The 23,004-nt window shown below is 72.3% G+C and carries 22 protein-coding genes; 15 read left to right on the top strand and 7 right to left on the bottom strand.

The annotated features are described in order from the left end of the window. Positions 1-54 precede the first annotated feature (54 nt). Complete coding sequence (locus AB0E67_RS07180) at positions 55-1,380, bottom strand: DUF2252 domain-containing protein (RefSeq protein ID WP_362022097.1); 1,326 nt, start codon at positions 1,378-1,380, stop codon at positions 55-57. Positions 1,381-1,569: 189 nt separating this feature from the next. On the opposite strand from AB0E67_RS07180, the gene dnaE reads away from it, so the two are divergent. Further along, complete coding sequence (dnaE, locus tag AB0E67_RS07175; RefSeq protein WP_362022094.1) at positions 1,570-5,109, top strand: DNA polymerase III subunit alpha; 3,540 nt, start codon at positions 1,570-1,572, stop codon at positions 5,107-5,109. A 199-nt stretch (positions 5,110-5,308) separates the two neighbouring features. Here dnaE and AB0E67_RS07170 read toward each other — a convergent pair whose 3' ends face one another. Next, positions 5,309-5,485 (bottom strand): hypothetical protein, encoded by a 177-nt coding sequence (locus AB0E67_RS07170; protein WP_362022091.1) that lies wholly within the window; start codon positions 5,483-5,485, stop codon positions 5,309-5,311. 235 nt (positions 5,486-5,720) lie between these two features. Here AB0E67_RS07170 and AB0E67_RS07165 point away from each other — a divergent pair, with 235 nt between their 5' ends. The 4 genes from AB0E67_RS07165 to AB0E67_RS07150 all read left to right on the top strand — a co-directional run bounded on the left by AB0E67_RS07165 (position 5,721) and on the right by AB0E67_RS07150 (position 9,916). Next, positions 5,721-6,995, top strand: a complete 1,275-nt coding sequence (locus AB0E67_RS07165; protein ID WP_362022088.1) for an NYN domain-containing protein — start codon at positions 5,721-5,723, stop codon at positions 6,993-6,995. Between the two features lie 207 nt (positions 6,996-7,202). After that, entirely contained in the window at positions 7,203-8,177 is a 975-nt protein-coding gene (locus AB0E67_RS07160) for an ABC transporter ATP-binding protein (RefSeq protein ID WP_362023541.1), read from the top strand. A 211-nt stretch (positions 8,178-8,388) separates the two neighbouring features. Further along, positions 8,389-9,141, top strand: a complete 753-nt coding sequence (locus tag AB0E67_RS07155) for an ABC transporter permease (protein ID WP_362023539.1) — start codon at positions 8,389-8,391, stop codon at positions 9,139-9,141. Between the two features lie 34 nt (positions 9,142-9,175). Then, on the top strand, positions 9,176-9,916 hold the full coding sequence (locus tag AB0E67_RS07150) for an ABC transporter permease (protein WP_362022086.1): 741 nt from the start codon (positions 9,176-9,178) through the stop codon (positions 9,914-9,916). Between the two features lie 183 nt (positions 9,917-10,099). On the opposite strand, the gene ybaK is transcribed toward AB0E67_RS07150, so the two are convergent. The 4 genes from ybaK to AB0E67_RS07130 form a co-directional block, all read right to left on the bottom strand. Then, positions 10,100-10,603: a Cys-tRNA(Pro) deacylase gene (gene ybaK, locus AB0E67_RS07145; RefSeq protein ID WP_073788779.1), complete on the bottom strand. Its 504-nt coding sequence runs from the start codon at positions 10,601-10,603 to the stop codon at positions 10,100-10,102. A gap of 90 nt (positions 10,604-10,693) precedes the next feature. Further along, positions 10,694-11,437, bottom strand: coding sequence for an LON peptidase substrate-binding domain-containing protein (locus AB0E67_RS07140; protein ID WP_362022083.1), 744 nt, complete (start codon positions 11,435-11,437; stop codon positions 10,694-10,696). 5 nt (positions 11,438-11,442) lie between these two features. Continuing rightward, positions 11,443-12,480: a hypothetical protein gene (locus AB0E67_RS07135; RefSeq protein ID WP_362022080.1), complete on the bottom strand. Its 1,038-nt coding sequence runs from the start codon at positions 12,478-12,480 to the stop codon at positions 11,443-11,445. A 213-nt stretch (positions 12,481-12,693) separates the two neighbouring features. After that, positions 12,694-14,295, bottom strand: a complete 1,602-nt coding sequence (locus AB0E67_RS07130; protein WP_362022078.1) for an oxidoreductase — start codon at positions 14,293-14,295, stop codon at positions 12,694-12,696. 177 nt (positions 14,296-14,472) lie between these two features. On the opposite strand from AB0E67_RS07130, the gene hisD reads away from it, so the two are divergent. The 8 genes from hisD to hisF are packed head-to-tail and all read left to right on the top strand — an operon-like array spanning position 14,473 to position 20,272. Next, positions 14,473-15,795: a histidinol dehydrogenase gene (gene hisD / locus AB0E67_RS07125; RefSeq protein ID WP_362022076.1), complete on the top strand. Its 1,323-nt coding sequence runs from the start codon at positions 14,473-14,475 to the stop codon at positions 15,793-15,795. Then, positions 15,792-16,970 (top strand): histidinol-phosphate transaminase, encoded by a 1,179-nt coding sequence (locus AB0E67_RS07120; protein ID WP_362022075.1) that lies wholly within the window; start codon positions 15,792-15,794, stop codon positions 16,968-16,970. Before hisD ends, AB0E67_RS07120 begins: the two co-directional genes overlap by 4 nt. Further along, a complete protein-coding gene (gene hisB, locus AB0E67_RS07115) occupies positions 16,967-17,569 on the top strand; it encodes an imidazoleglycerol-phosphate dehydratase HisB (protein ID WP_073788772.1) in 603 nt (200 codons plus the stop codon). The genes AB0E67_RS07120 and hisB overlap by 4 nt, the downstream gene beginning before the upstream one ends. After that, positions 17,566-17,733: a hypothetical protein gene (locus AB0E67_RS07110; RefSeq protein WP_351517814.1), complete on the top strand. Its 168-nt coding sequence runs from the start codon at positions 17,566-17,568 to the stop codon at positions 17,731-17,733. Before hisB ends, AB0E67_RS07110 begins: the two co-directional genes overlap by 4 nt. Positions 17,734-17,743: 10 nt before the next feature. Next, positions 17,744-18,400: an imidazole glycerol phosphate synthase subunit HisH gene (hisH, locus tag AB0E67_RS07105; RefSeq protein WP_362022071.1), complete on the top strand. Its 657-nt coding sequence runs from the start codon at positions 17,744-17,746 to the stop codon at positions 18,398-18,400. Next, complete coding sequence (priA, locus tag AB0E67_RS07100) at positions 18,400-19,125, top strand: bifunctional 1-(5-phosphoribosyl)-5-((5-phosphoribosylamino)methylideneamino)imidazole-4-carboxamide isomerase/phosphoribosylanthranilate isomerase PriA (protein ID WP_351517817.1); 726 nt, start codon at positions 18,400-18,402, stop codon at positions 19,123-19,125. The genes hisH and priA overlap by 1 nt, the downstream gene beginning before the upstream one ends. Further along, positions 19,122-19,520, top strand: coding sequence for a RidA family protein (locus tag AB0E67_RS07095; RefSeq protein WP_073788769.1), 399 nt, complete (start codon positions 19,122-19,124; stop codon positions 19,518-19,520). The genes priA and AB0E67_RS07095 overlap by 4 nt, the downstream gene beginning before the upstream one ends. Next, the gene (gene hisF, locus AB0E67_RS07090) at positions 19,517-20,272 is read left to right on the top strand and encodes an imidazole glycerol phosphate synthase subunit HisF (protein WP_073788768.1); all 756 of its coding nucleotides are present in this window, start codon (positions 19,517-19,519) and stop codon (positions 20,270-20,272) included. The genes AB0E67_RS07095 and hisF overlap by 4 nt, the downstream gene beginning before the upstream one ends. An 87-nt stretch (positions 20,273-20,359) precedes the next feature. Here the strand turns inward: hisF and AB0E67_RS07085 are convergent, their stop codons facing one another. After that, complete coding sequence (locus tag AB0E67_RS07085; RefSeq protein WP_362022067.1) at positions 20,360-20,992, bottom strand: TIGR03085 family metal-binding protein; 633 nt, start codon at positions 20,990-20,992, stop codon at positions 20,360-20,362. An 83-nt stretch (positions 20,993-21,075) separates the two neighbouring features. On the opposite strand from AB0E67_RS07085, the gene hisI reads away from it, so the two are divergent. Both hisI and AB0E67_RS07075 read left to right on the top strand, forming a co-directional pair. Further along, complete coding sequence (gene hisI / locus AB0E67_RS07080) at positions 21,076-21,459, top strand: phosphoribosyl-AMP cyclohydrolase (protein ID WP_362022065.1); 384 nt, start codon at positions 21,076-21,078, stop codon at positions 21,457-21,459. Positions 21,460-21,470: 11 nt separating this feature from the next. Continuing rightward, complete coding sequence (locus AB0E67_RS07075) at positions 21,471-22,964, top strand: anthranilate synthase component I (RefSeq protein WP_362022062.1); 1,494 nt, start codon at positions 21,471-21,473, stop codon at positions 22,962-22,964. Positions 22,965-23,004: the final 40 nt, after the last annotated feature.

The raw sequence follows: 23,004 nt of genomic DNA, 5'->3' as shown, positions 1-23,004 counted from the left end.
CCCATGCGAATCTGTGAGCCCGAAGGGGTGGGCGGCCTACGGCTTGCGAAGCGCCTACAGCCCCGGAATGCGACCGTTGCGGAAGAGGTCCACGAAGATCTGATGGTCGGCGCGGGCCCGCGAGCCGTACGCGTGGGCGAAGTCCACCAGCAGCTCGGCGAAGCCCTCCTCGTCCGCCGCGATCGCCGCGTCGATCGCCCGCTCCGTGGAGAACGGCACCAGCGAGTGCCCGCTCTCGTCGTCCGCCGCGGAGTGCATCGTCGCCGTCGCCCGGCCCAGATCGGCGACGACTGCCGCGATCTCCTCCGGCTCGTCGATGTCCGACCAGTCCAGGTCCACCGCGTACGGCGACACCTCGGCCACCAGCTGCCCGGCGCCGTCCAGCTCCGTCCAGCCCAGCCACGGGTCGGCGTGCGCCTGGAGGGCGCGCTGCGAGATGACCGTGCGATGGCCCTCGTGGTGGAAGTACCCCCGCACGGCCGGGTCGGTGATGTGCCGGGAGACCGCCGGGGTCTGCGCCTGCTTGAGATAGATCACCACGTCGTTCTCCAGGGCGTCGCTGTTGCCCTCCAGCAGGATGTTGTACGACGGCAGCCCGGCCGAACCGATACCGATGCCGCGACGGCCCACGACGTCCTTCACCCGGTACGAGTCGGGGCGGGCCAGGCTCGACTCCGGGAGCGTCTCCAGATACCCGTCGAACGCGGCCAGCACCTTGTAGCGCGTCGCCGCGTCCAGGTCGATCGCGCCGCCGCCCGGCGCGAACCGGCGCTCGAAGTCCCGGATCTCCGTCATCGAGTCCAGCAGCGAGAACCGCGTCTGCGACCGTGCGTCGCGCAGCGCGGCCAGCAGCGGGCCCTCGGCCGTGTCCAGCGTGAACGGCGGCAGCTCGTCGGTCTTCGCACCCGTCGCCAGGGCGTGGATCCGCTCCCGGTAGGCCGCCGCGTAGATCCGGACCAGCTCCGTGATCTGGTCGTCGCTCAGCGCCTTCGCGTAGCCGATCAGCGCGACCGAGGCGGCGAACCGCTTCAGGTCCCAGGTGAACGGGCCGACGTACGCCTCGTCGAAGTCGTTCACGTTGAAGACCAGCCGGCCGTTGGCGTCCATGTACGTGCCGAAGTTCTCCGCGTGCAGATCGCCGTGGATCCACACCCGGCCGGTCCGTTCGTCCAGATACGGGCCGCCGTTCCGCTCCCGCTCCAGGTCCCGGTAGAACAGGCACGCCGTGCCCCGGTAGAAGGCGAATGCCGACCCCGCCATCCTGCGGAACTTCACCCGGAAGGCGGCGGGGTCCGCCGCCAGCAGCTCTCCGAAAGCGGTGTCGAAGACCTCGAGGATCTGCTCCCCGCGCTGCGCCGCGCCGGTCTGCGGTTCCGACATCTCTGGGTGCCTCCTGGTGCCTGACGTGTCGGTGCCGGTCACGGCACCGGGACGAACGGGACGGTTTTCCCAGCACCTCCAACGCGCGACCGGGTCCGGGAGTGCCCGGCGTCTCCCCCTCCCGGAGACGTAGACTTCCACGCTGTCCCCACCCGTCACCCGCAGCCCGTTCCCCGGAGGCACAGCGCCGTGAGCAAGCCGCCCTTCACGCACCTGCACGTCCACACCCAGTACTCGCTGCTGGACGGTGCCGCGCGGCTCAAGGACATGTTCGAGGCGTGCAACGAGATGGGCATGACGCACATCGCGATGACGGACCACGGCAACCTGCACGGGGCGTACGACTTCTTCCACTCGGCGAAGAAGGCGGGGGTGACGCCGATCATCGGGATCGAGGCGTACGTCGCCCCGGAGTCCCGCAAGCACAAGCGGAAGATCCTCTGGGGACAGCCGCACCAGAAGCGCGACGACGTCTCGGGTTCCGGTGGTTACACCCACAAGACGATCTGGGCGTCGAACAGCACGGGCCTGCACAACCTCTTCCGGCTGTCCTCGGACGCGTACGCCGAGGGCTGGCTGCAGAAGTGGCCGCGCATGGACAAGGAGACCATCGCCCAGTGGTCCGAGGGCCTCATCGCCTCCACCGGCTGCCCCTCCGGAGAGGTGCAGACCCGGCTGCGGCTGGGCCAGTTCGACGAGGCGCTCCAGGCGGCCTCCGACTACAAGGACATCTTCGGCGAGGGCAAGTACTTCCTGGAGCTGATGGACCACGGCATCGACATCGAGCACCGGGTCCGTGACGGGCTCCTGGAGATCGGCCGGAAGCTCGGCATCCCGCCGCTGGTGACCAACGACTCGCACTACACCTACGCGCACGAGGCCACCGCGCACGACGCGCTGCTGTGCATCCAGACCGGCAAGAACCTCTCCGACCCGGACCGCTTCCGCTTCGACGGCACCGGCTACTACCTCAAGACGACCGACGAGATGTACGCCGTCGACTCCTCCGACGCCTGGCAGGAGGGGTGCCGCAACACGCTGCTGGTCGCCGAGCAGATCGACACCAGCGGCATGTTCGAGAAGCGCGACCTGATGCCGAAGTTCGAGATCCCGGAGGGCTTCACCGAGGTCACCTGGTTCCAGGAGGAGGTACGGCGCGGCATGGCCCGCCGCTTCCCGGGCGGCGTCCCCGAGGACCGGCAGAAGCAGGCCGAGTACGAGATGGACGTCATCATCCAGATGGGGTTCCCGGGCTACTTCCTCGTGGTCGCCGACTTCATCATGTGGGCGAAGAACAACGGCATCGCGGTCGGCCCCGGCCGAGGCTCCGCGGCCGGCTCGATCGTGGCGTACGCGATGGGCATCACCGACCTCGACCCGATCGAGCACGGACTGATCTTCGAGCGGTTCCTCAACCCCGAGCGCGTCTCGATGCCCGACGTCGACATCGACTTCGACGAGCGTCGGCGCGTCGAGGTGATCAGGTACGTGACGGAGAAGTACGGCGCCGACAAGGTCGCCATGATCGGCACGTACGGCAAGATCAAGGCGAAGAACGCCATCAAGGACTCCGCGCGCGTCCTCGGCTACCCGTACGCGATGGGCGACCGGCTCACCAAGGCCATGCCCGCCGACGTCCTCGGCAAGGGCATCGACCTCGACGGCATCACCAACCCCAAGCACCCGCGCTACAGCGAGGCGGGCGAGATCCGGTCGATGTACGAGAACGAGCCGGACGTGAAGAAGGTCATCGACACCGCGAAGGGTGTGGAGGGCCTGGTCCGGCAGATGGGCGTGCACGCCGCCGGCGTGATCATGTCCAGCGAGCCGATCGTCGACCACGCACCGGTCTGGGTGAGGCACACCGACGGCGTCACCATCACGCAGTGGGACTACCCGCAGTGCGAGTCGCTCGGCCTGCTGAAGATGGACTTCCTCGGCCTGCGCAACCTCACCATCATGGACGACGCCGTCAAGATGGTGGAGAGCAACAAGGGCGTCAAGCTGGACCTGCTCGGCCTCCCGCTGGACGACCCCAAGACGTACGAGATGCTCTGCCGCGGCGACACGCTCGGCGTGTTCCAGTTCGACGGCGGCCCGATGCGCTCCCTGCTGCGCCAGATGCAGCCCGACAACTTCGAGGACATCTCCGCCGTCTCGGCCCTGTACCGGCCGGGCCCGATGGGCATGAACTCGCACACGAACTACGCCGAGCGCAAGAACGGCCGCCAGGAGATCACCCCGATCCACCCGGAGCTGGAGGAGCCGCTCAAGGAGACCCTCGGCCTGACCTACGGCCTGATCGTCTACCAGGAGCAGGTGCAGAAGGCCGCCCAGATCGTCGCCGGCTACTCGCTCGGCGAGGCCGACATCCTGCGCCGCGTGATGGGCAAGAAGAAGCCCGAGGAACTGGAGAAGAACTTCGTCCTCTTCCAGGCCGGCGCCAAGAAGAAGGGCTACTCCGACGCGGCGATCCAGGCGCTGTGGGACGTGCTGGTCCCGTTCGCCGGATACGCGTTCAACAAGGCGCACTCCTCCGCGTACGGCCTGGTCACGTACTGGACCGCGTATCTGAAGGCGAACTATCCCGCCGAGTACATGGCGGCGCTGCTGACCTCGGTCAAGGACGACAAGGACAAGTCCGCGGTCTACCTCAACGAGTGCCGCCGCATGGGCATCAAGGTGCTGCCGCCCAATGTGAACGAGTCGCTGTCGAACTTCGCGGCCCAGGGCGACGACGTGATCCTCTTCGGCCTGACGGCCGTGCGCAACGTGGGCCAGAACGTGGTCGACTCGATCATCCGGTGCCGCAAGGCGAAGGGGAAGTACAGCAGCTTCCCGGACTTCCTGGACAAGGTCGAGGCCGTGGTCTGCAACAAGCGGACCGTCGAGTCGCTGATCAAGGCCGGGGCCTTCGACGAGATGGGGCACACCCGCAAGGGCCTGGTCGCCCACCACGAACCGATGATCGACAACGTGGTGCAGGTCAAGCGGAAGGAGGCCGAAGGCCAGTTCGACCTCTTCGGCGGCATGGGCGACGAGGACGGCGACGAGCCGGGCTTCGGGCTCGACGTGGAGTTCTCCGACGTCGAGTGGGAGAAGTCCTATCTGCTGGCGCAGGAGCGCGAGATGCTGGGCCTCTACGTCTCCGACCACCCGCTCTTCGGCCTGGAGCACGTGCTGTCCGACAAGGCCGACGCCTCGATCTCCCAGCTGACCGGCGGGGAGCACGCGGACGGCGCCATCGTCACCGTCGGCGGCATCATCTCCGGCCTCCAGCGCAAGATGACCAAGCAGGGCAACGCCTGGGCGATCGCCACCGTCGAGGACCTGGCCGGCTCCATCGAGTGCATGTTCTTCCCGGCCACCTACCAGCTGGTGTCCACCCAGCTCGTCGAGGACACCATCGTGTTCGTCAAGGGCCGCCTCGACAAGCGCGAGGACGTGCCCCGGCTGGTCGCGATGGAGATGCAGGTCCCCGACGTCTCGGCGGCGGGCACCAACGCCCCCGTGATCCTGACCATCCCCACGGTCAAGGTCACCCCGCCCATGGTCAGCCGCCTCGGCGAGGTGCTCAGCAACCACCGGGGCGACACCGAGGTGCGGATCAGGCTCCAGGGCCCCCGCAAGACCACGGTGCTCCGGCTCGACCGGCACCGGGTGAAGCCCGACCCGGCGCTCTACGGCGACCTGAAGGTGCTGCTCGGACCGTCCTGCCTGGCCGGCTGAACCACCGGTCGGGCGACGGCGGGACGCGCGCACCGGGACACGCGCCTCGGGCACGCGCGCACCGGGACACATTGCGCCGGGGCGTGCGCGCACGGAAGGCGAGCGTGCACGGACGGCGTGCACAGGGGCGCCCCCGCACATGGCGGGGGCGCCCCCTGTCGGTCCCGCGGTCTGTCGCCGGACGACCGAAAATCGTCGGTCAGTTGTGGCCGAAGCGGCGCTGGTGCTTACGGGCGACATCGGAAGGGCTGCCCTGCGCCTGCGACTGCTGTATCTGCGACTCGTACGAGGTCTGCTTGGCCTCTTCCGTGCCCTGCTGGGGTGCGGACGTGCGGTTCTGCCGGCTGCTCTGCTTGCGGTTCTTGTTCTTGGCCATGGTGTTCCTCCTGGGGAGACTCTCGGGGCCAGGACCGCGTTCAGGCTCACATAATGGGATGAACCGCGCATGTTGGATCATTACCGTGCGTAATGATGATGTGGTCAGGGTGTATAATTCGCGCCCTCCCGGGTTCGCCACGCCGATGATCGAGTTCCGGCCGTTTACCCCCGCGCATTCGGGCAGACTCGAAGGAAACTCTTCGCAAAGACCACACCCGAACTCCCGGAAGAGGGTGGAACGCGTGGACCGTTGCGTCGTCCTGGTGGACGCCGGTTACCTGCTGGGTGCGGCCGCGAGCCTGCTGGCCGGGGAACCCGCCCGTTCCCGCATCACCGTCGACCACGCGGCCCTCATCCGGGGGCTGCGCGAGCTGGCGGAGGCCGATACGCGGCAGCCGTTGCTGCGGATCTACTGGTTCGACGGCGCCCCCGACCGGGTGCCGCAGCCCGAGCACCGCCGACTGCGCGTGATGCCCCGGGTGACCGTCCGGCTCGGCGCCCTGACCCGCAGCGACGGGCGCTGGGCGCAGAAGGGCGTCGACGCCGCGATGCACGCGGAGCTCACCGAACTGGCCAGGAACCGGGCCTGTTCCGACGTGGTGCTGGTGACCGGCGACGGGGACCTGCTGCCGGGCCTGATGTCGGCGAAGGAACACGGCGTCGCCGTCCACCTGTGGGCCGTGCAGGCCGCCGACGGCGACTACAACCAGTCCGAGGACCTGGTAGCCGAGGCCGACGAACGCCGGGTGCTCGACCGGACCTGGATCACCCAGGCCGTGCGGGCCAAGGAGACCGGCGGCGTCTGCGCCCCACCGCCCGCACCCGGTCCGGAGATCGCCGCGATCCTTTCCGCTCCGCTCCCGGAGGCGGCCCTCGCGGCGTCCGCCGAGCGGGCGTCGGAGGCGCGGACGGCGGCCGAGGCCGACGGGGGCGCCCCGCAGCCCGAGGAGGACGGCGCCGCCGGGCGGCCCGGCCCCGGCGGAAGGGGCGTCCCCACCCCGAAGGATCTGGCGGGCAGCCTGCGCGGTCCCGGCACCCAGCCCTCCGTCCCGTCCACGTCGGCGGGCGCCACGCTGCGCTGGTCCTCCGACAAGGGCTGGATCGAGCGCGGCGGACCGCTCGGCGAACCCGCCGACACCGCGTCCCTCCCCACGCTGGCCCAGCTCACCAGCGCCGAGCAGCGCTGGGCGGACCGGGAGGAGGACATCACCACCGTCGGCGGCGACCCCTTCGAGGTGGGCCAGGTCTTCGCCCGACGCTGGATGGAGCGGCTGTCCGACCACACCCATCTGCAGAAGCTGTCGTCGATGTACCCGCGCGTCCCGCACCGCATCGACGGCGAACTGCTGCGCTACGCGGCACGCTTCGGCCTGCTCGCCCACAAGGACGACCAGATCGACGAGCACGACCGCTATGCCATCCGTGCGGGATTCTGGCGGGAGATCGACGTACGCGCGGCTGCGGGGCGCACCCCGGTGCCGGAGCGCACGGGTTCTTCCGGGGACTGACGGCCTCCGGGGTGCCCGGCCCGGGACCGGACGCGCCCCGTCCGCGCGCCCGGAGGCGCACCGGGCGCGGGGAGGGACCAAGCGGCCGGTGGGAGCGGCGCCGACGTCGGCCGGGCCCGGCCCCGGGCGTGATCCGGGTCGTGCGACCCCGTACTCTCGTACCTCGTGAGCACGGGCACAGCACAGGCGCAGACGGGGACCGGGACCGTGTGCGCGGTGCGTGACCTGGTCAAGACCTACCCCGCCGCACGCGGCCGTCGCGGCGCACCGGCCACACCGGAGGTCCGCGCCACCGACGGCATCAGCCTGGACGTGCGGCGCGGCGAGATCTTCGGACTGCTCGGCCCCAACGGCGCCGGGAAGTCCACCCTGGTACGGCAGCTCACCGGGCTGATGCGGCCCGACTCCGGCAGCGTCACCGTGCTGGGCCACGATCTGGTGCGCCACCCCGAACGGGCCTCCCGGCTGATCGGCTACCTCGGGCAGGAGTCCACCGCCCTCGACGAGCTGACCGTGTCGCTCGCCGCCGAGACCACCGGCCGGCTGCGCGGTCTCGCGGTGGCCGAGGCCCGGGCGGAGCGCGACGACGTGCTCGACGAACTGGGCCTCACCGGCATCGCCGGACGCCCGCTGAAGAAGCTCTCCGGGGGACAGCGGCGGCTCGCCTGCTTCGCCGCCGCGCTGGTCGGCGAGCGGCCCGTGCTCGTCCTGGACGAACCGACCACCGGAATGGACCCGGTCGCGCGCCGCGCGGTGTGGGCCGCCGTGGACCGGCGCCGGGCCGAGCGCGGCACGACCGTCCTGCTGGTCACCCACAACGTCATCGAGGCCGAGACGGTCCTCGACCGGGTCGCGGTGATCGAGCACGGCCGGGTCATCGCCTGCGACACGCCGAACGGGCTCAAGGAGCGCGTCGCAGGTGAGGTCCGGGTGGAGCTGGTGTGGCGCGAACGGGCGCCACTGGACGTCCCCGAGGTGGCCGCGCTGCGCGGCTCGGCGCAGGAGTCCGGGCGGCGCTGGGTGCTGCGGCTCGGGGCCGACGAGGCACGGGCCGCGGTCGCCGCGGTGACCGGCGGCGCGGCGTTCGCCGCGCTCGACGACTTCACCCTGGCGACGCCCAGCCTGGAGGACGTCTATCTCGCGCTCGGCGGGGACGTGCGCAAGGGGCTGGTGAAGTCGTGACCGGTACGGGCGCGACGGCGGGGGCGGCCGAGGAGGCCGAGGTGTCGGGGGTGGCAGGGGAGGCCGGGTGCGCGCGCGTGGCCGGGCGGCGAGTGGACAGGAGCAGCGCCAGGTGACGAGCATCGTTCCCGCACAGGCGGTGGCCGGACCGGTCGGGCCCGCCGCCGACGTCCGGGCCGACGGCGGCGACGGCCACGACGGGGCGGCTCCCGTGCCGCTCGCGCCGCGGGCCCGGCTGTTCCCCTCGCTCGCGGCCGTGTACCGCGCCCAGCTGTCCCGGGCCCGGGTGGCCCGTATTCCGCTGCTGTTCGTCGCGACGTTCCAGTCCGTCGGGATCATGGTGCTGATGCGCGGGGTCGTCGACGGCGGCTCCGAGGCACGGGCGGTCGTCGCCGGTTCCAGCGTCCTCGTGGTGGCGTTCGTCGCGCTCAACCTGCTCGCCCAGTACTTCGGGCAGCTGCGGGCCGGGGGCGGGCTCGACCACTACGCCACCCTGCCGGTGCCGCCCGCCGCCGTGGTGCTGGGCGCGGCGGGGGCGTACGCCTCCTTCACCGTGCCCGGCACGATCGTCACGGCGGTCGCGGGGAGCGTGCTGTTCGGGCTTCCGCTGACGCATCTGTGGGTGCTCGTCGCCGTCATCCCGCTGTCCGGGGCGGCGCTCTCCGGGCTCGGCGCCGCGCTGGGGCTGCTCGCGCCCCGGCAGGAGCTGGCCACGCTGCTCGGGCAGCTCGGCATGTCGGCGGCACTGCTGCTCGGAGTCCTGCCGGCCGACCGGCTGCCCACCCCCGTCGGCTGGGCGCGCGATCTGCTGCCGTCGACGTACGGGGTCGAGGCGCTCGCACGGTCCTTCGACACCCACCCGGACTGGGCGGCCGTCGCCCTGGACCTCGCGGTCTGCGCGGTCGTCGGCGTCCTCTCGCTGGCCGCGGCCACCTGGGCGTACCGCAGGGCGGCGGTCCGATGAGGCGGTGCGCGGGGATGCCTGGCACGATGGCACGGTGACCGCACCTCTGACGCCGCCTCACCGGCCCTCGTCCGACAACCCCTGGCAGACCCCGCAGCACTGGGACGGTCCCGGGAAGGCCGGCCCCGGATCCGGGCCGGCTGCGGAGGGGGAGGGGGATCCCGGACCGGAACTGCTGCGCGCGGTGGCCGTCGCCCTGCTGGTGACCGTGGCCGGTGCCGGGCTCGGGCTCCTGTGGGTGTGGCTCGCGCCGAAGGTTCCGCTGATCTCGGACGGTACGGCCGTCTACCTCCAGGACAGCGAGGGCGAGGAGGCGATCGGCGCCGACGGCACGTTCGTGCTGCTGGCCCTGGGGTTCGGGGCCCTGACCGCCGCGTTGGTCTTCTGGTTCCGGCGCCGCGGTGGTGTCGCCATGGTGGTGGCGCTCGCGGTGGGCGGGGTGCTGGGATCGCTGCTCGCCTGGCGGCTCGGCGTGTGGCTCGGGCCGGACCAGGACGTGGTCGCCCACGCGCGGGCGGTCGGCAAGGGCGTGGTCTTCGACGCGCCGCTCCAGCTGAGGACGGCGGCCGCGGCATGGCTGGCCTGGCCGGTGGCGGCGATGGTGGTGCACCTCGCGCTGACGGCGCTGTTCGGGCCGAGGGACCCGGAGCCGGAGTGGGGCACCTTCCCGGGGTGGGCGGCCGGCGGCCCGGTTCCGGGCGCGGGACACGGGGCCGCGGGGCCGGGGACGGCCCCCGGCGGAAGTGTCCCGCCGGTTCCGCCGACCGGCTCGTAGGCGCGGACGAAGGGGCGGGCAGCACCTGCCCGGGGGTGCGGGCAGACGTGTCCGCACCCGCCGTGCGCGGGCGCAGCCCTTCGTGTTGCCCTTGCCCGCCGTGCGCGGGCGCCAAGCTTCGTGCGGCCCGTGACCGCCGTGCGCGGGCATCGCCTGTGCTGCCCGCGTCGGCCGGGGCAGGCGCTACCCGCGGCCGATCTCCGCGAACACCGCCCCCGTCAGCGACGCCAGATCGTCGGGGGACAGCTCGACCTCGAGGCCGCGGCGGCCCGCCGACACACAGATCGTCCCGTGCGCGCGGGCCGACGCGTCCAGCACCGTGCGCAGCCGCTTGCGCTGCCCCAGCGGCGAGATGCCGCCCCGCACGTAACCGGTGGTGCGTTCCGCCGCGGCCGGGTCGGCCATCGAGGCCCGCTTGCCGCCCACGGCGGAGGCCAGCGCCTTGAGGTCGAGGGTGCCGGCCACCGGGACGACCGCCACGGTGAGGGTGCCGTCCACGTCGGCGACCAGGGTCTTGAAGACCCGGTCGGGGGAGACGCCCAGGGCCTCGGCGGCCTCCTCGCCGTACGAGGCCGACGCCGGATCGTGGTCGTAGGAGTGGACGGTGAACGCCGCGCCGGCCGCGGTCAGCGCGACCGTCGCCGGGGTGCCGCCGGACTGTTGCTGCTTCTTCGGCTTCTTCGCCACGGTGAGGATTCCTCGGGTGGTCGGTTCGTCGGCCGGAGCGATCCGGTTCGTCGGCCGGAGTGCTCGGGCCCCGGTGGACCGTCGGTCCGGTCAGTTGGGGTGGGTCGGGGCGCGCGTCAGTTCCACGGCCGGCAGCGACGGGAGATGCCGTATGACGGCGGTCTCGGCGCGCAGCATCTTCAGCTCCTCGCGCAGCCTGGTCGCGGTGTCGGGGGCCTGGAGCAGCCGCTGCTTCGCCGGGACGTCCAGCACGGCCGCGGCCGCGACGAGATAGGAGACGACCGAGGGGTCGTCGGGCAGCTCCGCCCCCGTCGTCAGGGAACGTCGGCTCGCCCCGGCCAGGCGCTTCTGGTAGCCGCGGAACGCCCGCAGCACGCCCTCGGCGAGCGCGCCCGCCTCCTCGCCCGGTTCCTCGTCCAGTTCGCGGAGTTCCGCCGTCAGGTAGGGGCCGCTCGCGTCGACGGAGAGCAGCTCGACGCGGGTGGTGCCGGTCGCGAGGACCTCGAAGGTGCCGTCCGGCCGTTCCCGGATCTTCGCCGCGTCGGCGACGCAGCCCACCGGGTGGAAGGCCCGGATCGGGTCGGGACCGAAGCCGTCGGCGGGGCCGCGCCCGGGGGAGTCGGGTGCCTCTCCCGGCATTCCGGTGGCCGTCGGGGCGACCTCGTGGCCGTCCCGGATCGCGACCACCGCGAAACGGCGGGGTTCGTCCTCGTCGATCCGGAGCAGTTCGCGCATCATGGCGCGATATCGCTCCTCGAAAACGTTCAGCGGCAGCACGAGGCCCGGGAAAAGCACCGCGTTCAGCGGGAACAGGGGCAGGCGAGCGGTGGTCACAGCGGTCAAGCGTAATGGCCGCGCGGACGGCCCCTGCGGGCCCGTCCCGGCAGGGGCCCCGCACCGGGCGCCCGGAACCGTGCCTCCTGCCGCGCTTCGAGGAACCGTCCCAGCGGGTCCTCGGAGACCGACGCCCACGGGAACGACGTCGCGTGGGGCCCGATCCGCCGGAACTGTTCCAGCGCCGCGTCCCACCGGCCCCGGGCCACCAGCACGTACGCCAGCAGGTTGCGGACCTCGGCGGGCCAGGGGTCGCCCGGCGCGAACGAGGCGGACAGCGCGGCCGCCAGGTCCGCCGCCGCGTCGATCCGTTCCTCCTGCACCGGGGTGGTCCGTGCCCCCGGCCCCTCGACCAGCAGGGAGTACGCCGCGCGCAGGGGCAGCGCCCGCACCAGCGAGCCGGGCAACGAGTCCTCGGCGGCCCGCTCGGCGAAGTCGAAGCACTCGCGGTGCGAGCCGTACCAGGCGGCCGAGAGGTACCGCAGGGCCGCGACATGGCAGCCGTAGTGGTGCGAGGAACGCCGGACCGCCTGCTCCCACAGCGCCTCGAACGCGGTGTGCGTGGCCCGGGTGCCGCGGGCGTGGTCGAGCGCGAGCCGCCACGGCACCGGGTCGCGCGGATCGCTCTGTGCCGCCGCGGTGATCAGCGGCGTCACCTCGCGCAGCTGCTCGGCCCGTACGGGCGACTCCCAGGCCCGGTGGACCGCCAGCTCGGCCTTGACGAGGAGCGCGTCGGGATCGTGCGGGGCGGCGGCCAGCCACGCGGTCAGCCAGCCGTCACGGCTGCGGGCGAACGTGGCGAGCCGGCCGAGGTACCGGTCGCGGTTCTCCCACTCGGCGCCGTCCCGGGTGGCGGCGAGGAGTTCCGCGGCCGGTTCGTACGCCCCGACGGCGGCGGCGACGAGCGCGGGGGAGAGCCGTTCGTCGGGAGCGTCGAGCAGCACCGCGCCGTCCGCCGTCAGCCCGGCGGACTCCTGCGGGGAGCGCCGGGCCGTGCGCGTGGCACGGAGCAGGGAACGAAGGAGTGACATGGTGCAGACCATTGAAAGGCGCTGGTCGGGGCGGCGCCAGTGGGGTGCTGTGAAGCTTTGGTGCCGAGTGGACGAGTTGTGCCGGGCAAGGTCGATAAAAAGTGAAGGAACGCGGGGTCGGGCGGCCGGTCCACGGCGAGGGGCGCGGCACGGCGGCCCGGCCCCGCGGGCGCCTCAGAGCCTGTCGGATGACCTTCCCCCGGTCAGAGGTCACCCGACAGGCTCTCAGCCGCGGCGCAGCAGCCGGGAGGCGCCCGCCGCGACCGTCGTGGCCAGGATCCAGCCCAGCAGGGTCAACGCGGCCGACCCCCACTGCCAGCCGTCCTTCATCCGCCAGTAGCCGTCCTGGCCGAGGTTGATCACCGGTATCAGCAGGTCGAGCGCGTACAGCGCGGGGTTCCACTCCGGGTGCTCGTCCTCCTTGATCGGTGCCGGGGCGTGCCGTGAGAAGGCCAGCGTCCCCGCCGCCCACAGCACCGCCATCCACACCGCGGCCCGCCCCGGCCGGTAGCCGTACGCCACCGTCCAGTCCTGGAGGAACCCCCAGAGCTTCGCGGCGAGCGGCAGCGTCTCGCGCCGCCGCCGCTGCTTGGCCAGCAGCACCTCGCGGGCGTCGGCGTCCTCCCCGCAGTTCCGCAGCACCGTCGCCAGGCGTTCGTACGGCTCCGGCACGTACTCCGGGGTCGCGGCGGCCACCCACTCCAGGCGCCGGGCGAGCGGGAAGTGCCCGTACGGGACGAGGTTCTCGTACACGAACCCGCCCATCGCCAGACCGCCGGGGCCCGGCCAGCTGGTCGACACGTCGATCAGCGTGGCCACCCGCGCGCCGTTCAGCACGACCCGGCCCTCCTCCGGCCGCTCCGCGTTGAACCGCAGCTCCGGGGTCACGATCCGGCGCAGCGACAGCTCCTCGTGCCGGGCCAGCACGAACCGCGCCCTGTGCAGGTCGACCGCGTCCCCGAACCGCCCGTCGTCCAGCCGCGCCCCGCCCCGGCACTCGAAGGTCTGCGAACGCGTGCCGCGCGCCGGGGTCGGCGCCATGACGATGCCGTACGGGGGAGTGGTGCCCTGGATCCCGGTGTCGACGCTCACCCACGCCTCGCTCATGTACAGCGACCGCTCCACCGTCAGCTGCGGCGCGTTCAGCGCGCGCCGGCCCTCCCGGCCGCGCAGCCGGCTGCCGCGCAGACTGAGCGAACCGCCGACCTTCGCCCCGCGCAGGCTCAGCTCGCCGCGCGCCTCCACCAGCTCCGCCTGGAGGTCCTGGGCGACCGCGAGACCGTCGGCGGCCAGGGCGCGCCCATTGCGGTCGGGGCCGATCTCGATCTGGTTGATCAGCAGATCGGTGCCGATCTGGGCGTCGGTGAGCCGGATCCCGTGACGGACCCGGCAGCGCGGCAGATGCAGATCGCCCTCGGTCCGCAGCCGCGCCGCCTCCAGCCGGGGCATCGCGCAGCCGACGATCCGCAGGGTCGTGAAGTGGCACTCCGGGAACACCACCTCGTTCTCGAAGCGGCAGCCGGTCAGCTCGACGTACGGTGCGACACGCCCGCCCGCCAGATCCAGCGTGCCGCTGATCCGCACCCCGCGGAGCTTCAGCGCCGCGACCCGCCCGGGACGCGGCGGCGGCCCCGACAGCAGCAGCCGGGCCACGACCCGCCCGTCCACACTCCGTTCCGGACCCCAGACGCACGGGGCGAACGGGTCGTCCCGCGCCGGGTCGCGGGCCCGCAGATCGTAGGTGCTGCCGTTCCGGAACGCCTGCCACATGCCCAGCTCCGCCGCGCTGAGACCGTCCGGGAAATCGCCGTCATGCGCTTCGGTCACGGGTGTACCCCCTTCCGCTCTCGGAGCTGTTCTTCCCTCTGAGTGACGAGGTGAACGCTATGGGCAGCGGTCACGGCCGGGGCGCGTATCAGCCAGTGAAGCGGTGACGGTGGGGGACACGTATCAGCCAGTGATACGGACACCGGGACGACGGGTGCGGTCTGCGAGAATTGCGGTGTGATCTCTCGAATCGATCTGCGCGGCGACGCCCTCCCCGAGGGCCGAGCACTGCGCGACCTGCTGCCCCGTGCCGAGTTCGACGTGGAAGCCGCCCTGGAGAAGGTGCGGCCCATCTGCGAGGACGTGCATCATCGGGGCGACGCGGCGCTGATCGAGTACGCGGAGAGGTTCGACGGCGTGCGCCTGGACCAGGTGCGCGTCCCCGCCGCCGCGCTCACCGAGGCGCTGGCCGGACTGGACCCGCTCGTACGCGCGGCCCTGGAGGAGTCGATCGCGCGCGCCACGCTCGTCCACGCCGAGCAGCGCCGCGCCCCGCACCCCGTCCAGGTCGTGCCCGGCGGCACCGTCACCGAGAAGTGGGTCCCGGTCGAGCGGGTCGGGCTCTACGCGCCCGGCGGCCGGTCCGTCTACCCCTCCTCCGTGATCATGAACGCCGTGCCCGCGCAGCAGGCCGGCGTCGCCTCCGTCGCGCTCGCGTCCCCGCCGCAGAAGGAGTTCGGCGGCCTGCCGCACCCGACGATCCTCGCCGCCTGCGCCCTCCTCGGCATCGACGAGGTGTACGCGGCCGGCGGCGCCCAGGCCGTCGCGATGTTCGCGTACGGCACCGAGACCTGCGCCCCCGCCAACATGGTCACCGGCCCCGGCAACATCTGGGTCGCCGCCGCCAAGCGCTACTTCACGGGACGCATCGGCATCGACACCGAGGCCGGACCGACCGAGATCGCCGTGCTCGCCGACGACACCGCCGACCCGGTGCACGTCGCCTCCGACCTGATCAGCCAGGCCGAGCACGACCCGCTCGCGGCCGCCGTGCTCGTCACCGACTCCGAGGAACTCGCGAACGCGGTCGCCAAGGAGCTGGAGCCGCAGGTCGCCGCCACCAAGCACGTCGAGGACCGGATCCTCCCCGCCCTGAACGGCAGGCAGTCCGCGATCGTCCTGGTCGACGGCCTCGACGAGGGGCTGCGCGTGGTCGACGCGTACGGCGCCGAGCACCTGGAGATCCAGACCGCCGACGCCGCCGCCGTCGCCGAGCGCGTGAAGAACGCGGGCGCGATCTTCGTCGGCCCCTGGTCCCCGGTCTCGCTCGGCGACTACTGCGCGGGCTCCAACCACGTGCTGCCGACCGGCGGCTGCGCCTGCCACTCCTCCGGGCTCTCCGTGCAGTCCTTCCTGCGCGGCATCCACATCGTCGACTACACGCGCGGCGCCCTCGCCGACGTGGCGCACCACGTGGTCACGCTCGCCGAGGCGGAGGACCTGCCCGCCCACGGCGCGGCCATCAAGGCCCGCTTCGGATGGAAGGTGCCGAACCGGTGAGCACTTCCTCCGAACGCCCCGTGCGCATCGACGACCTCCCCGTCCGGGACGAACTGCGCGGCAAGTCCCCCTACGGCGCGCCGCAGCTCGACGTGCCCGTACGGCTGAACACCAACGAGAACCCCTACCCGCTGCCCGAGGCGCTCGTCGACCGGATCGCCGAACGCGTCCGCGAGGCCGCCCGCGACCTCAACCGGTACCCCGACCGGGACGCCGTCGAGCTGCGCACGCAGCTCGCCCGCTACCTCAGCCGCACCGCCGGGCACGAGGTCGGCCTCGCCAACGTCTGGGCCGCCAACGGCTCCAACGAGGTGCTCCAGCAGCTGCTCCAGACCTTCGGCGGCCCCGGCCGCACCGCGATCGGTTTCGAGCCCTCGTACTCCATGCACGCCCTCATCGCCCGCGGCACCGGCACCGGCTGGATCTCCGGTCCGCGCAACGAGGACTTCACCATCGACGTCGAGGCCGCCAAGAAGGCGATCGCCGAGCACCGGCCCGACATCGTCTTCATCACCTCGCCCAACAACCCCACCGGCACCGCCGTCGACGCGGAGACCGTCCTCGCCCTGTACGAGGCGGCCCAGGCGGCCGGGCCGTCGATGGTCGTCGTCGACGAGGCGTACGGGGAGTTCAGCCATCACCCCTCGCTGCTCCCGCTGATCGAGGGCCGTCCGCACCTGGTGCTCTCGCGCACGATGTCGAAGGCGTTCGGCGCCGCCGGGCTCCGCCTCGGCTACCTCGCCGCCGACCCGGCCGTCGTCGACGCGGTCCAGCTCGTGCGGCTGCCGTACCACCTGTCCTCCATCACGCAGGCCACCGCCCTCGCCGCCCTGGAGCACACCGATACGCTGCTCGGGTACGTCGCCCAGCTCAAGAGCGAGCGGGACCGGATCGTCGAGGAGCTGCGCGCCAAGGGTTTCGAGGTCGTCGAGTCGGACGCCAACTTCGTCCAGTTCGGCCGCTTCGCCGACAGCCACACCGCCTGGCGTCGGATCCTCGACCGGGGCGTCCTGGTCAGGGACAACGGCGTACCGGGATGGCTGCGGGTCTCCGCGGGCACCCCGGCGGAGAACGACGCGTTCCTCGACGCGCTCGACGGACTGCTCGACGGACCCGCGGCCGACGCACCGACGGCGCCGGCCGCACGTGAGATCAAGAAGGAGCACGACGCATGACCCGCGCGGCCCGCGTAGGCAGAGTGGAACGCACCACCAAGGAAACCTCGGTGCTCGTCGAGATCGACCTCGACGGCACCGGCTCGGTCGACGTGTCGACCGGCGTCGGCTTCTACGACCACATGCTCGACCAGCTCGGCAGGCACGGGCTGTTCGACCTCACGGTCAAGACCGACGGCGACCTGCACATCGACACCCACCACACCATCGAGGACACCGCCCTCGCGCTCGGGGCCGCGTTCAAGCAGGCCCTCGGCGACAAGACGGGCATCTACCGCTTCGGCAACTGCACCGTCCCGCTGGACGAGTCGCTCGCCCAGGTCACCGTCGACCTCTCCGGACGCCCCTACCTGGTGCACACCGAGCCGGAGAACATGGCGCCCATGATCGGCACCTACGACACGACGATGACCCGCCACATCCTGGAGTCCTTCGTCGCCCAGGCGCAGATCGCCCTGCACGTCCACGTTCCGTACGGGCGCAACGCCCACCACATCGTGGAGTGCCAGTTCAAGGCGCTCGCCCGCGCCCTGCGCTACGCCAGCGAACACGACCCCCGGGCCGCCGGGATCATCCCCTCCACGAAGGGCGCGCTGTGACCGGCCTCAGCACGATATTGATCGTCGTCGGCCTGTTCCTGGCCGGCGGCGTCTACTCCTTCTCGAAGCAGAAGATGCCCAGGGGCGTCATCGTCCTGCTCGGGCTCGGGTCCGCGATGTGCCTGGTCGCGGGCGTCATGCGGATCCAGGGACTCTGGGACTGAGGTACGACTGGTGAGCGACAACACGAAGAGCGGGAAGAAGAAGGTCGTCGTCTTCGACTACGGCTTCGGCAACGTCCGGTCCGCCGAACGGGCCCTCGCCCACGTCGGCGCGGACGTCGAGATCACCCGCGACTACGACGCGGCGATGAACGCCGACGGGCTGCTGGTGCCCGGCGTCGGCGCGTTCTCCGCCTGCATGCAGGGGCTGCGCAAGGCCCGCGGCGAATGGGTCATCGGCCGCAGGCTGGCCGGCGGCCGGCCCGTCATGGGCATCTGCGTCGGGATGCAGATCCTCTTCGAGCGCGGCATCGAGCACGGCGTGGAGGCCGAGGGGCTGGACGAGTGGCCCGGCACCGTCGGCCCGCTGAAGGCCCCGGTCGTGCCGCACATGGGCTGGAACACCGTGCGGGCGCCCGAGGACTCCCGGCTGTTCGCCGGGCTCGACCCGGACGCCCGGTTCTACTTCGTGCACTCCTACGCCGTGCACGAATGGACCCTGGAGGTCACCAACCCCAAGATCCGCGCGCCCCGGGTCACCTGGGCCACCCACGGCGAGCCGTTCGTCGCCGCCGTGGAGAACGGCGCCCTGTGGGCCACCCAGTTCCACCCCGAGAAGTCCGGCGATGCCGGCGCCCAGCTGCTGACCAACTGGATTGAGACGCTGTAATGCCGAAGCTTGAACTCCTCCCCGCCGTCGACGTCCGCGACGGCCAGGCCGTCCGCCTCGTCCACGGCGAGTCCGGTTCCGAGACCTCCTACGGCGACCCGCTGGAGGCGGCCCTCGCCTGGCAGCGGTCGGGCGCGGAATGGCTGCACCTCGTCGACCTGGACGCCGCCTTCGGCACCGGGGACAACCGGGAGCGGATCGCCGAGGTCGCCCGCTCCATGGACATCAAGGTCGAGCTCTCCGGCGGCATCCGCGACGACGCCTCGCTCGCCGCCGCCCTCGCCACCGGCTGCACCCGGGTCAACCTCGGCACCGCCGCCCTGGAGACCCCCGAGTGGGTCGCCAAGGTCATCGCCGAGCACGGGGACAAGATCGCCGTCGGCCTCGACGTGCGCGGCACCACGCTGCGCGGCCGGGGCTGGACCCGCGACGGCGGCGACCTCTACGAGACGCTCGCCCGCCTCGACTCCGAGGGCTGTGCCCGCTACGTCGTCACCGACATCGCCAAGGACGGTACCCTCCAGGGCCCCAACCTGGACCTCCTGAAGAACGTCTGCGCCGCCACCGACAAGCCCGTCGTCGCCTCCGGCGGCGTCTCCTCGCTCGACGACCTGCGCGCCATCTCCGCGCTCGTCCCGGACGGCGTCGAGGGCGCGATCGTCGGCAAGGCGCTGTACGCGAAGGCGTTCACCCTCGAAGAAGCACTGAGGGTGGTCTCGGAATGACCGAATCCGTCAACCGCGTCTCCTCCGGCGCACCCTGGGAGGAGAGGTTCGGCTACTCCCGCGCGGTCCAGCTGCCGAACGGCCTCGTCCTGGTCTCCGGCTGCACCTCGGTGGAGAACGGGCAGATCTCCGCGGGCGGCCCGTACGAGCAGACCGTCACCTCCTTCAGGGTCGCCTTCGACGCGCTGAAGCAGCTCGGCCTGGGCCGCGAGGATGTCGTCCGCACCCGGATGTACGTCACCCACGCCCGGGACGTGGACGAGGTGGGCCGCGCCCACAAGGAGCTGTTCGACGACGTCCGCCCCGCCGCGTCGATGCTGATCGTGGCAGGCCTCGTGGACCCGAGCCTGGTCGTCGAGGTCGAGGTCGAGGCGTACCGGGGAGGTGCGCGATGAGCCTCGCGGTACGCGTCATCCCGTGCCTGGACGTGGACGCCGGCCGGGTCGTCAAGGGTGTCAACTTCCAGAACCTGCGCGACGCGGGCGACCCCGTCGAGATGGCGAAGCTGTACGACGCCGAGGGCGCCGACGAGCTGACCTTCCTGGACATCACCGCGTCCAGCGGCGACCGCGAGACCACCTACGACGTGGTGCGGCGCACCGCCGAACAGGTGTTCATCCCGCTCACGGTCGGCGGCGGCGTCCGCACCGCCGACGACGTCGACAGGCTGCTGCGGGCCGGCGCGGACAAGGTCGGCGTCAACACCGCCGCGATCGCCCGCCCCGACCTCGTCCGGGAGATCGCCGAGCGCTTCGGCCGCCAGGTCCTGGTGCTCTCCGTGGACGCCCGGCGCACCCCCACCGGCGGCTTCGAGGTGACCACGCACGGCGGGCGCCGGGGCACCGGCATCGACGCCGTCGAATGGGCGCACCGGGCCGCCGAGCTGGGCGCGGGCGAGATCCTGCTCAACTCGATGGACGCCGACGGCACCAAGGACGGCTACGACACCGAGATGATCACGGCCGTGCGCAAGCACGTCACCGTCCCCGTCATCGCCTCCGGCGGCGCCGGCCGGCTCGCGGACTTCGCTCCGGCCATCGCCGCGGGAGCCGACGCCGTGCTCGCCGCGTCCGTCTTCCACTTCGGCGACCTGCGGATCTCCGAGGTCAAGGCGGCGCTCCGGGAAGCCGGACACCCGGTCCGCTGACCGTACGGGTCCCGTCCGCCGTACCCGCCGCGCATCGGCCGGTACGGCGGACGGCTCCTGCCGAACTCCGTCGGGGCAGGCCCCGCCCTACATCCCCAGCTCCGCCGTCCGCAGCCGGGACACCGCCTCCTGGTCGCCGTCCAGCCCCACCACCGCCGCGTCCTGGCGGCCGAACGCGAACAGCAGCAGCTCGCCCGGCTCGCCGGTCACCGTCACCACCGGGGCGCCCTTGTGGGCCACCACCGTCTGGCCGTCCGGGCGGCGCAGCACCAGCCCCACCGGGGACCTGCGGCCCAGCACCCGGGCCGTCCGCTCGGCCCGCGACCACAGCAGATCGGCGAAGACCGGGTCCAGCTCGCGCCGCGACCAGTCCGGCTGGGCCCGGCGCACGTCCTCCGCGTGGACGTAGAACTCGACGGTGTTGGCCGCCTCGTCGATCTGCTTCAGGCCGAACGGGGACATCCGCGGCGGTCCCGTGCGGATCAGCTGGATCAGCTCCTCGTACGGCTTCGCCGCGTACTCCGCCTGCACCCGGTCGAGCCGGTTCTTCAGGACGCCCAGCAGCACACCTCCCGCCGCGTCCGGCCGGCGCTCCCGCACCACCACATGGGCGGCCAGGTCCCGGGTCGTCCAGCCCCGGCACAGGGTCGGGGCCTCCGGTCCCGCCGCTTCCAACAGGTCGGCGAGCAGGAGTCGTTCACGCTTCGCATGGGTCGACATGCCCGCCAGCGTACGACCATCGCGCCCGGTCCGCCCAGCGGACGCCGCCCCGGACCGGGCCCCGGCCACGGCACAATGGGCGCATGACCAGCGCGCCCGCCCCAGGCACCCCGACGCCGCAGAGCAACCTCGCCCCGGACATCGCCGCCCGCCTCAAGCGCGGCGCCGACGGGCTCTTCCCGGCCATCGCCCAGCAGTACGACACCGGCGAGGTGCTGATGCTCGGCTGGATGGACGACGAGGCCCTGCACCGCACCCTCACCACCGGCCGCTGCACCTACTGGTCCCGCAGCCGCCGCGAGTACTGGGTCAAGGGCGACACCTCGGGCCACCTCCAGACGGTCAAGTCCGTCGCCCTCGACTGCGACGCCGACACCGTCCTCGTCAAGGTCGACCAGACGGGTGCCGCCTGCCACACCGGCGACCGCACCTGCTTCGACGCCGACGTCCTCCCACTCGCCCAGTAGGGTTCGGCGCCATGGATCTCGACACGTTCCGCAAGCTGGCCGTCGAACGGCGCGTCATCCCCGTCAGCCGCAGACTCCTCGCGGACGGCGACACCCCGGTCGGCCTCTACCGCAAACTCGCGGGCGGGCGCACCGGCACCTTCCTCCTCGAATCCGCGGAGAACGGCCGCACCTGGTCGCGCTACTCCTTCATCGGCGTGCGCAGCGCCGCCACCCTCACCGCACGCGACGGTCGGGCGCACTGGCTGGGCACCCCGCCCGTCGGCGTCCCCGTCGACGGCGATCCGCTGGAGGCCCTGCGCGCCACCGTCGAAACCCTCCACACCCCGCGCGACCTGGTCGCCGACGCCGGGCTGCCCCCGTTCACCGGCGGCATGGTCGGCTACCTCGGCTACGACGTCGTGCGGCGTCTGGAGCGGATCGGCGACAGCGCGACGGACGACCTGCGCCTCCCCGAGCTGACCATGCTGCTCACCTCGGACCTGGCCGTCCTCGACCACCGGGACGGCAGCGTCCTGCTGATCGCCAACGCGATCAACCACAACGACCTCGCGACCGGCGTCGACGAGGCGTACACGGACGCCGTCGCCCGCCTCGACGCCATGGAACGGGACCTCTCGCGCCCCGTCGAGAACGCCCCCGCCGTCCTCCCGCCCTCCGAGCTGCCGCCGTACACCGCGCGCTGGGGCGGCGAGTCGTACCAGCGCGCCGTCGAGGACGTGAAGGAACGCATCAGGGCCGGGGAGGCGTTCCAGGTCGTGCCATCCCAGCGCTTCGAGACCCCGTGCACGGCGAGCGCCCTGGACGTCTACCGGGTGCTGCGCGCCACCAACCCGTCCCCGTACATGTACCTCTTCCGCTTCGACGGCTTCGACGTCGTGGGCTCCAGCCCGGAGGCCCTCGTCAAGGTCGAGGACGGACAGGCCATGGTGCACCCGATCGCCGGGACCAGGCACCGCGGCGCCACCCCGCAGGAGGACCAGGCCCTCGCCGAGGAACTCCTCGCCGACCCGAAGGAACGCGCCGAGCACCTCATGCTCGTCGACCTCGGCCGCAACGACCTGGGGCGGGTCTGCGAACCCGGCACCGTCGAGGTCGTCGACTTCATGTCGATCGAGCGGTACTCGCACGTGATGCACATCGTCTCCACCGTCACCGGCCGGGTCGCCGAGGGCCGCACCGCCTTCGACGTGCTGACCGCCTGCTTCCCCGCGGGCACCCTCTCCGGCGCCCCCAAGCCCCGCGCCATGCAGATCATCGAGGAGCTGGAACCGAGCCGCCGCGGCCTGTACGGGGGCTGCGTGGGCTACCTCGACTTCGCCGGGGACTCCGACACCGCCATCGCGATCCGGACGGCGCTGCTCCGTGACGGCACGGCGTACGTCCAGGCCGGGGCGGGCGTCGTCGCCGACTCCGACCCGGTCGCCGAGGACACCGAATGCCGCAACAAGGCGGCGGCGGTGCTCCGGGCCGTCCACACCGCCAACCGGCTCGGCGGCGCATGAGGCGGTGACGGCCCCCGCGGGCGGGCGGGGGACCCCGCGT

The sequence above is a fragment of the Streptomyces sp. NPDC032161 genome, from assembly GCF_040636995.1.
GTDB lineage: Bacteria > Actinomycetota > Actinomycetes > Streptomycetales > Streptomycetaceae > Streptomyces.
Note: the sequence above shows the minus strand (reverse complement) of the source record. Positions and strands in the feature narration are given on the sequence as shown.

Excerpts from the sequence above, each read along its gene's own strand:
- AB0E67_RS07180 (WP_362022097.1), bottom strand. The coding sequence starts at position 1,380 with ATGTCGGAACCGCAGACCGGCGCGGCGCAGCGCGGGGAGCAGATCCTC.
- AB0E67_RS07170 (WP_362022091.1), bottom strand. The coding sequence starts at position 5,485 with ATGGCCAAGAACAAGAACCGCAAGCAGAGCAGCCGGCAGAACCGCACG.
- AB0E67_RS07135 (WP_362022080.1), bottom strand. The coding sequence starts at position 12,480 with ATGGTCTGCACCATGTCACTCCTTCGTTCCCTGCTCCGTGCCACGCGC.
- hisB (WP_073788772.1), top strand. The coding sequence starts at position 16,967 with ATGACCCGCGCGGCCCGCGTAGGCAGAGTGGAACGCACCACCAAGGAA.
- priA (WP_351517817.1), top strand. The coding sequence starts at position 18,400 with ATGCCGAAGCTTGAACTCCTCCCCGCCGTCGACGTCCGCGACGGCCAG.
- AB0E67_RS07095 (WP_073788769.1), top strand. The coding sequence starts at position 19,122 with ATGACCGAATCCGTCAACCGCGTCTCCTCCGGCGCACCCTGGGAGGAG.
- hisF (WP_073788768.1), top strand. The coding sequence starts at position 19,517 with ATGAGCCTCGCGGTACGCGTCATCCCGTGCCTGGACGTGGACGCCGGC.
- AB0E67_RS07085 (WP_362022067.1), bottom strand. The coding sequence starts at position 20,992 with ATGTCGACCCATGCGAAGCGTGAACGACTCCTGCTCGCCGACCTGTTG.
- hisI (WP_362022065.1), top strand. The coding sequence starts at position 21,076 with ATGACCAGCGCGCCCGCCCCAGGCACCCCGACGCCGCAGAGCAACCTC.
- AB0E67_RS07075 (WP_362022062.1), top strand. The coding sequence starts at position 21,471 with ATGGATCTCGACACGTTCCGCAAGCTGGCCGTCGAACGGCGCGTCATC.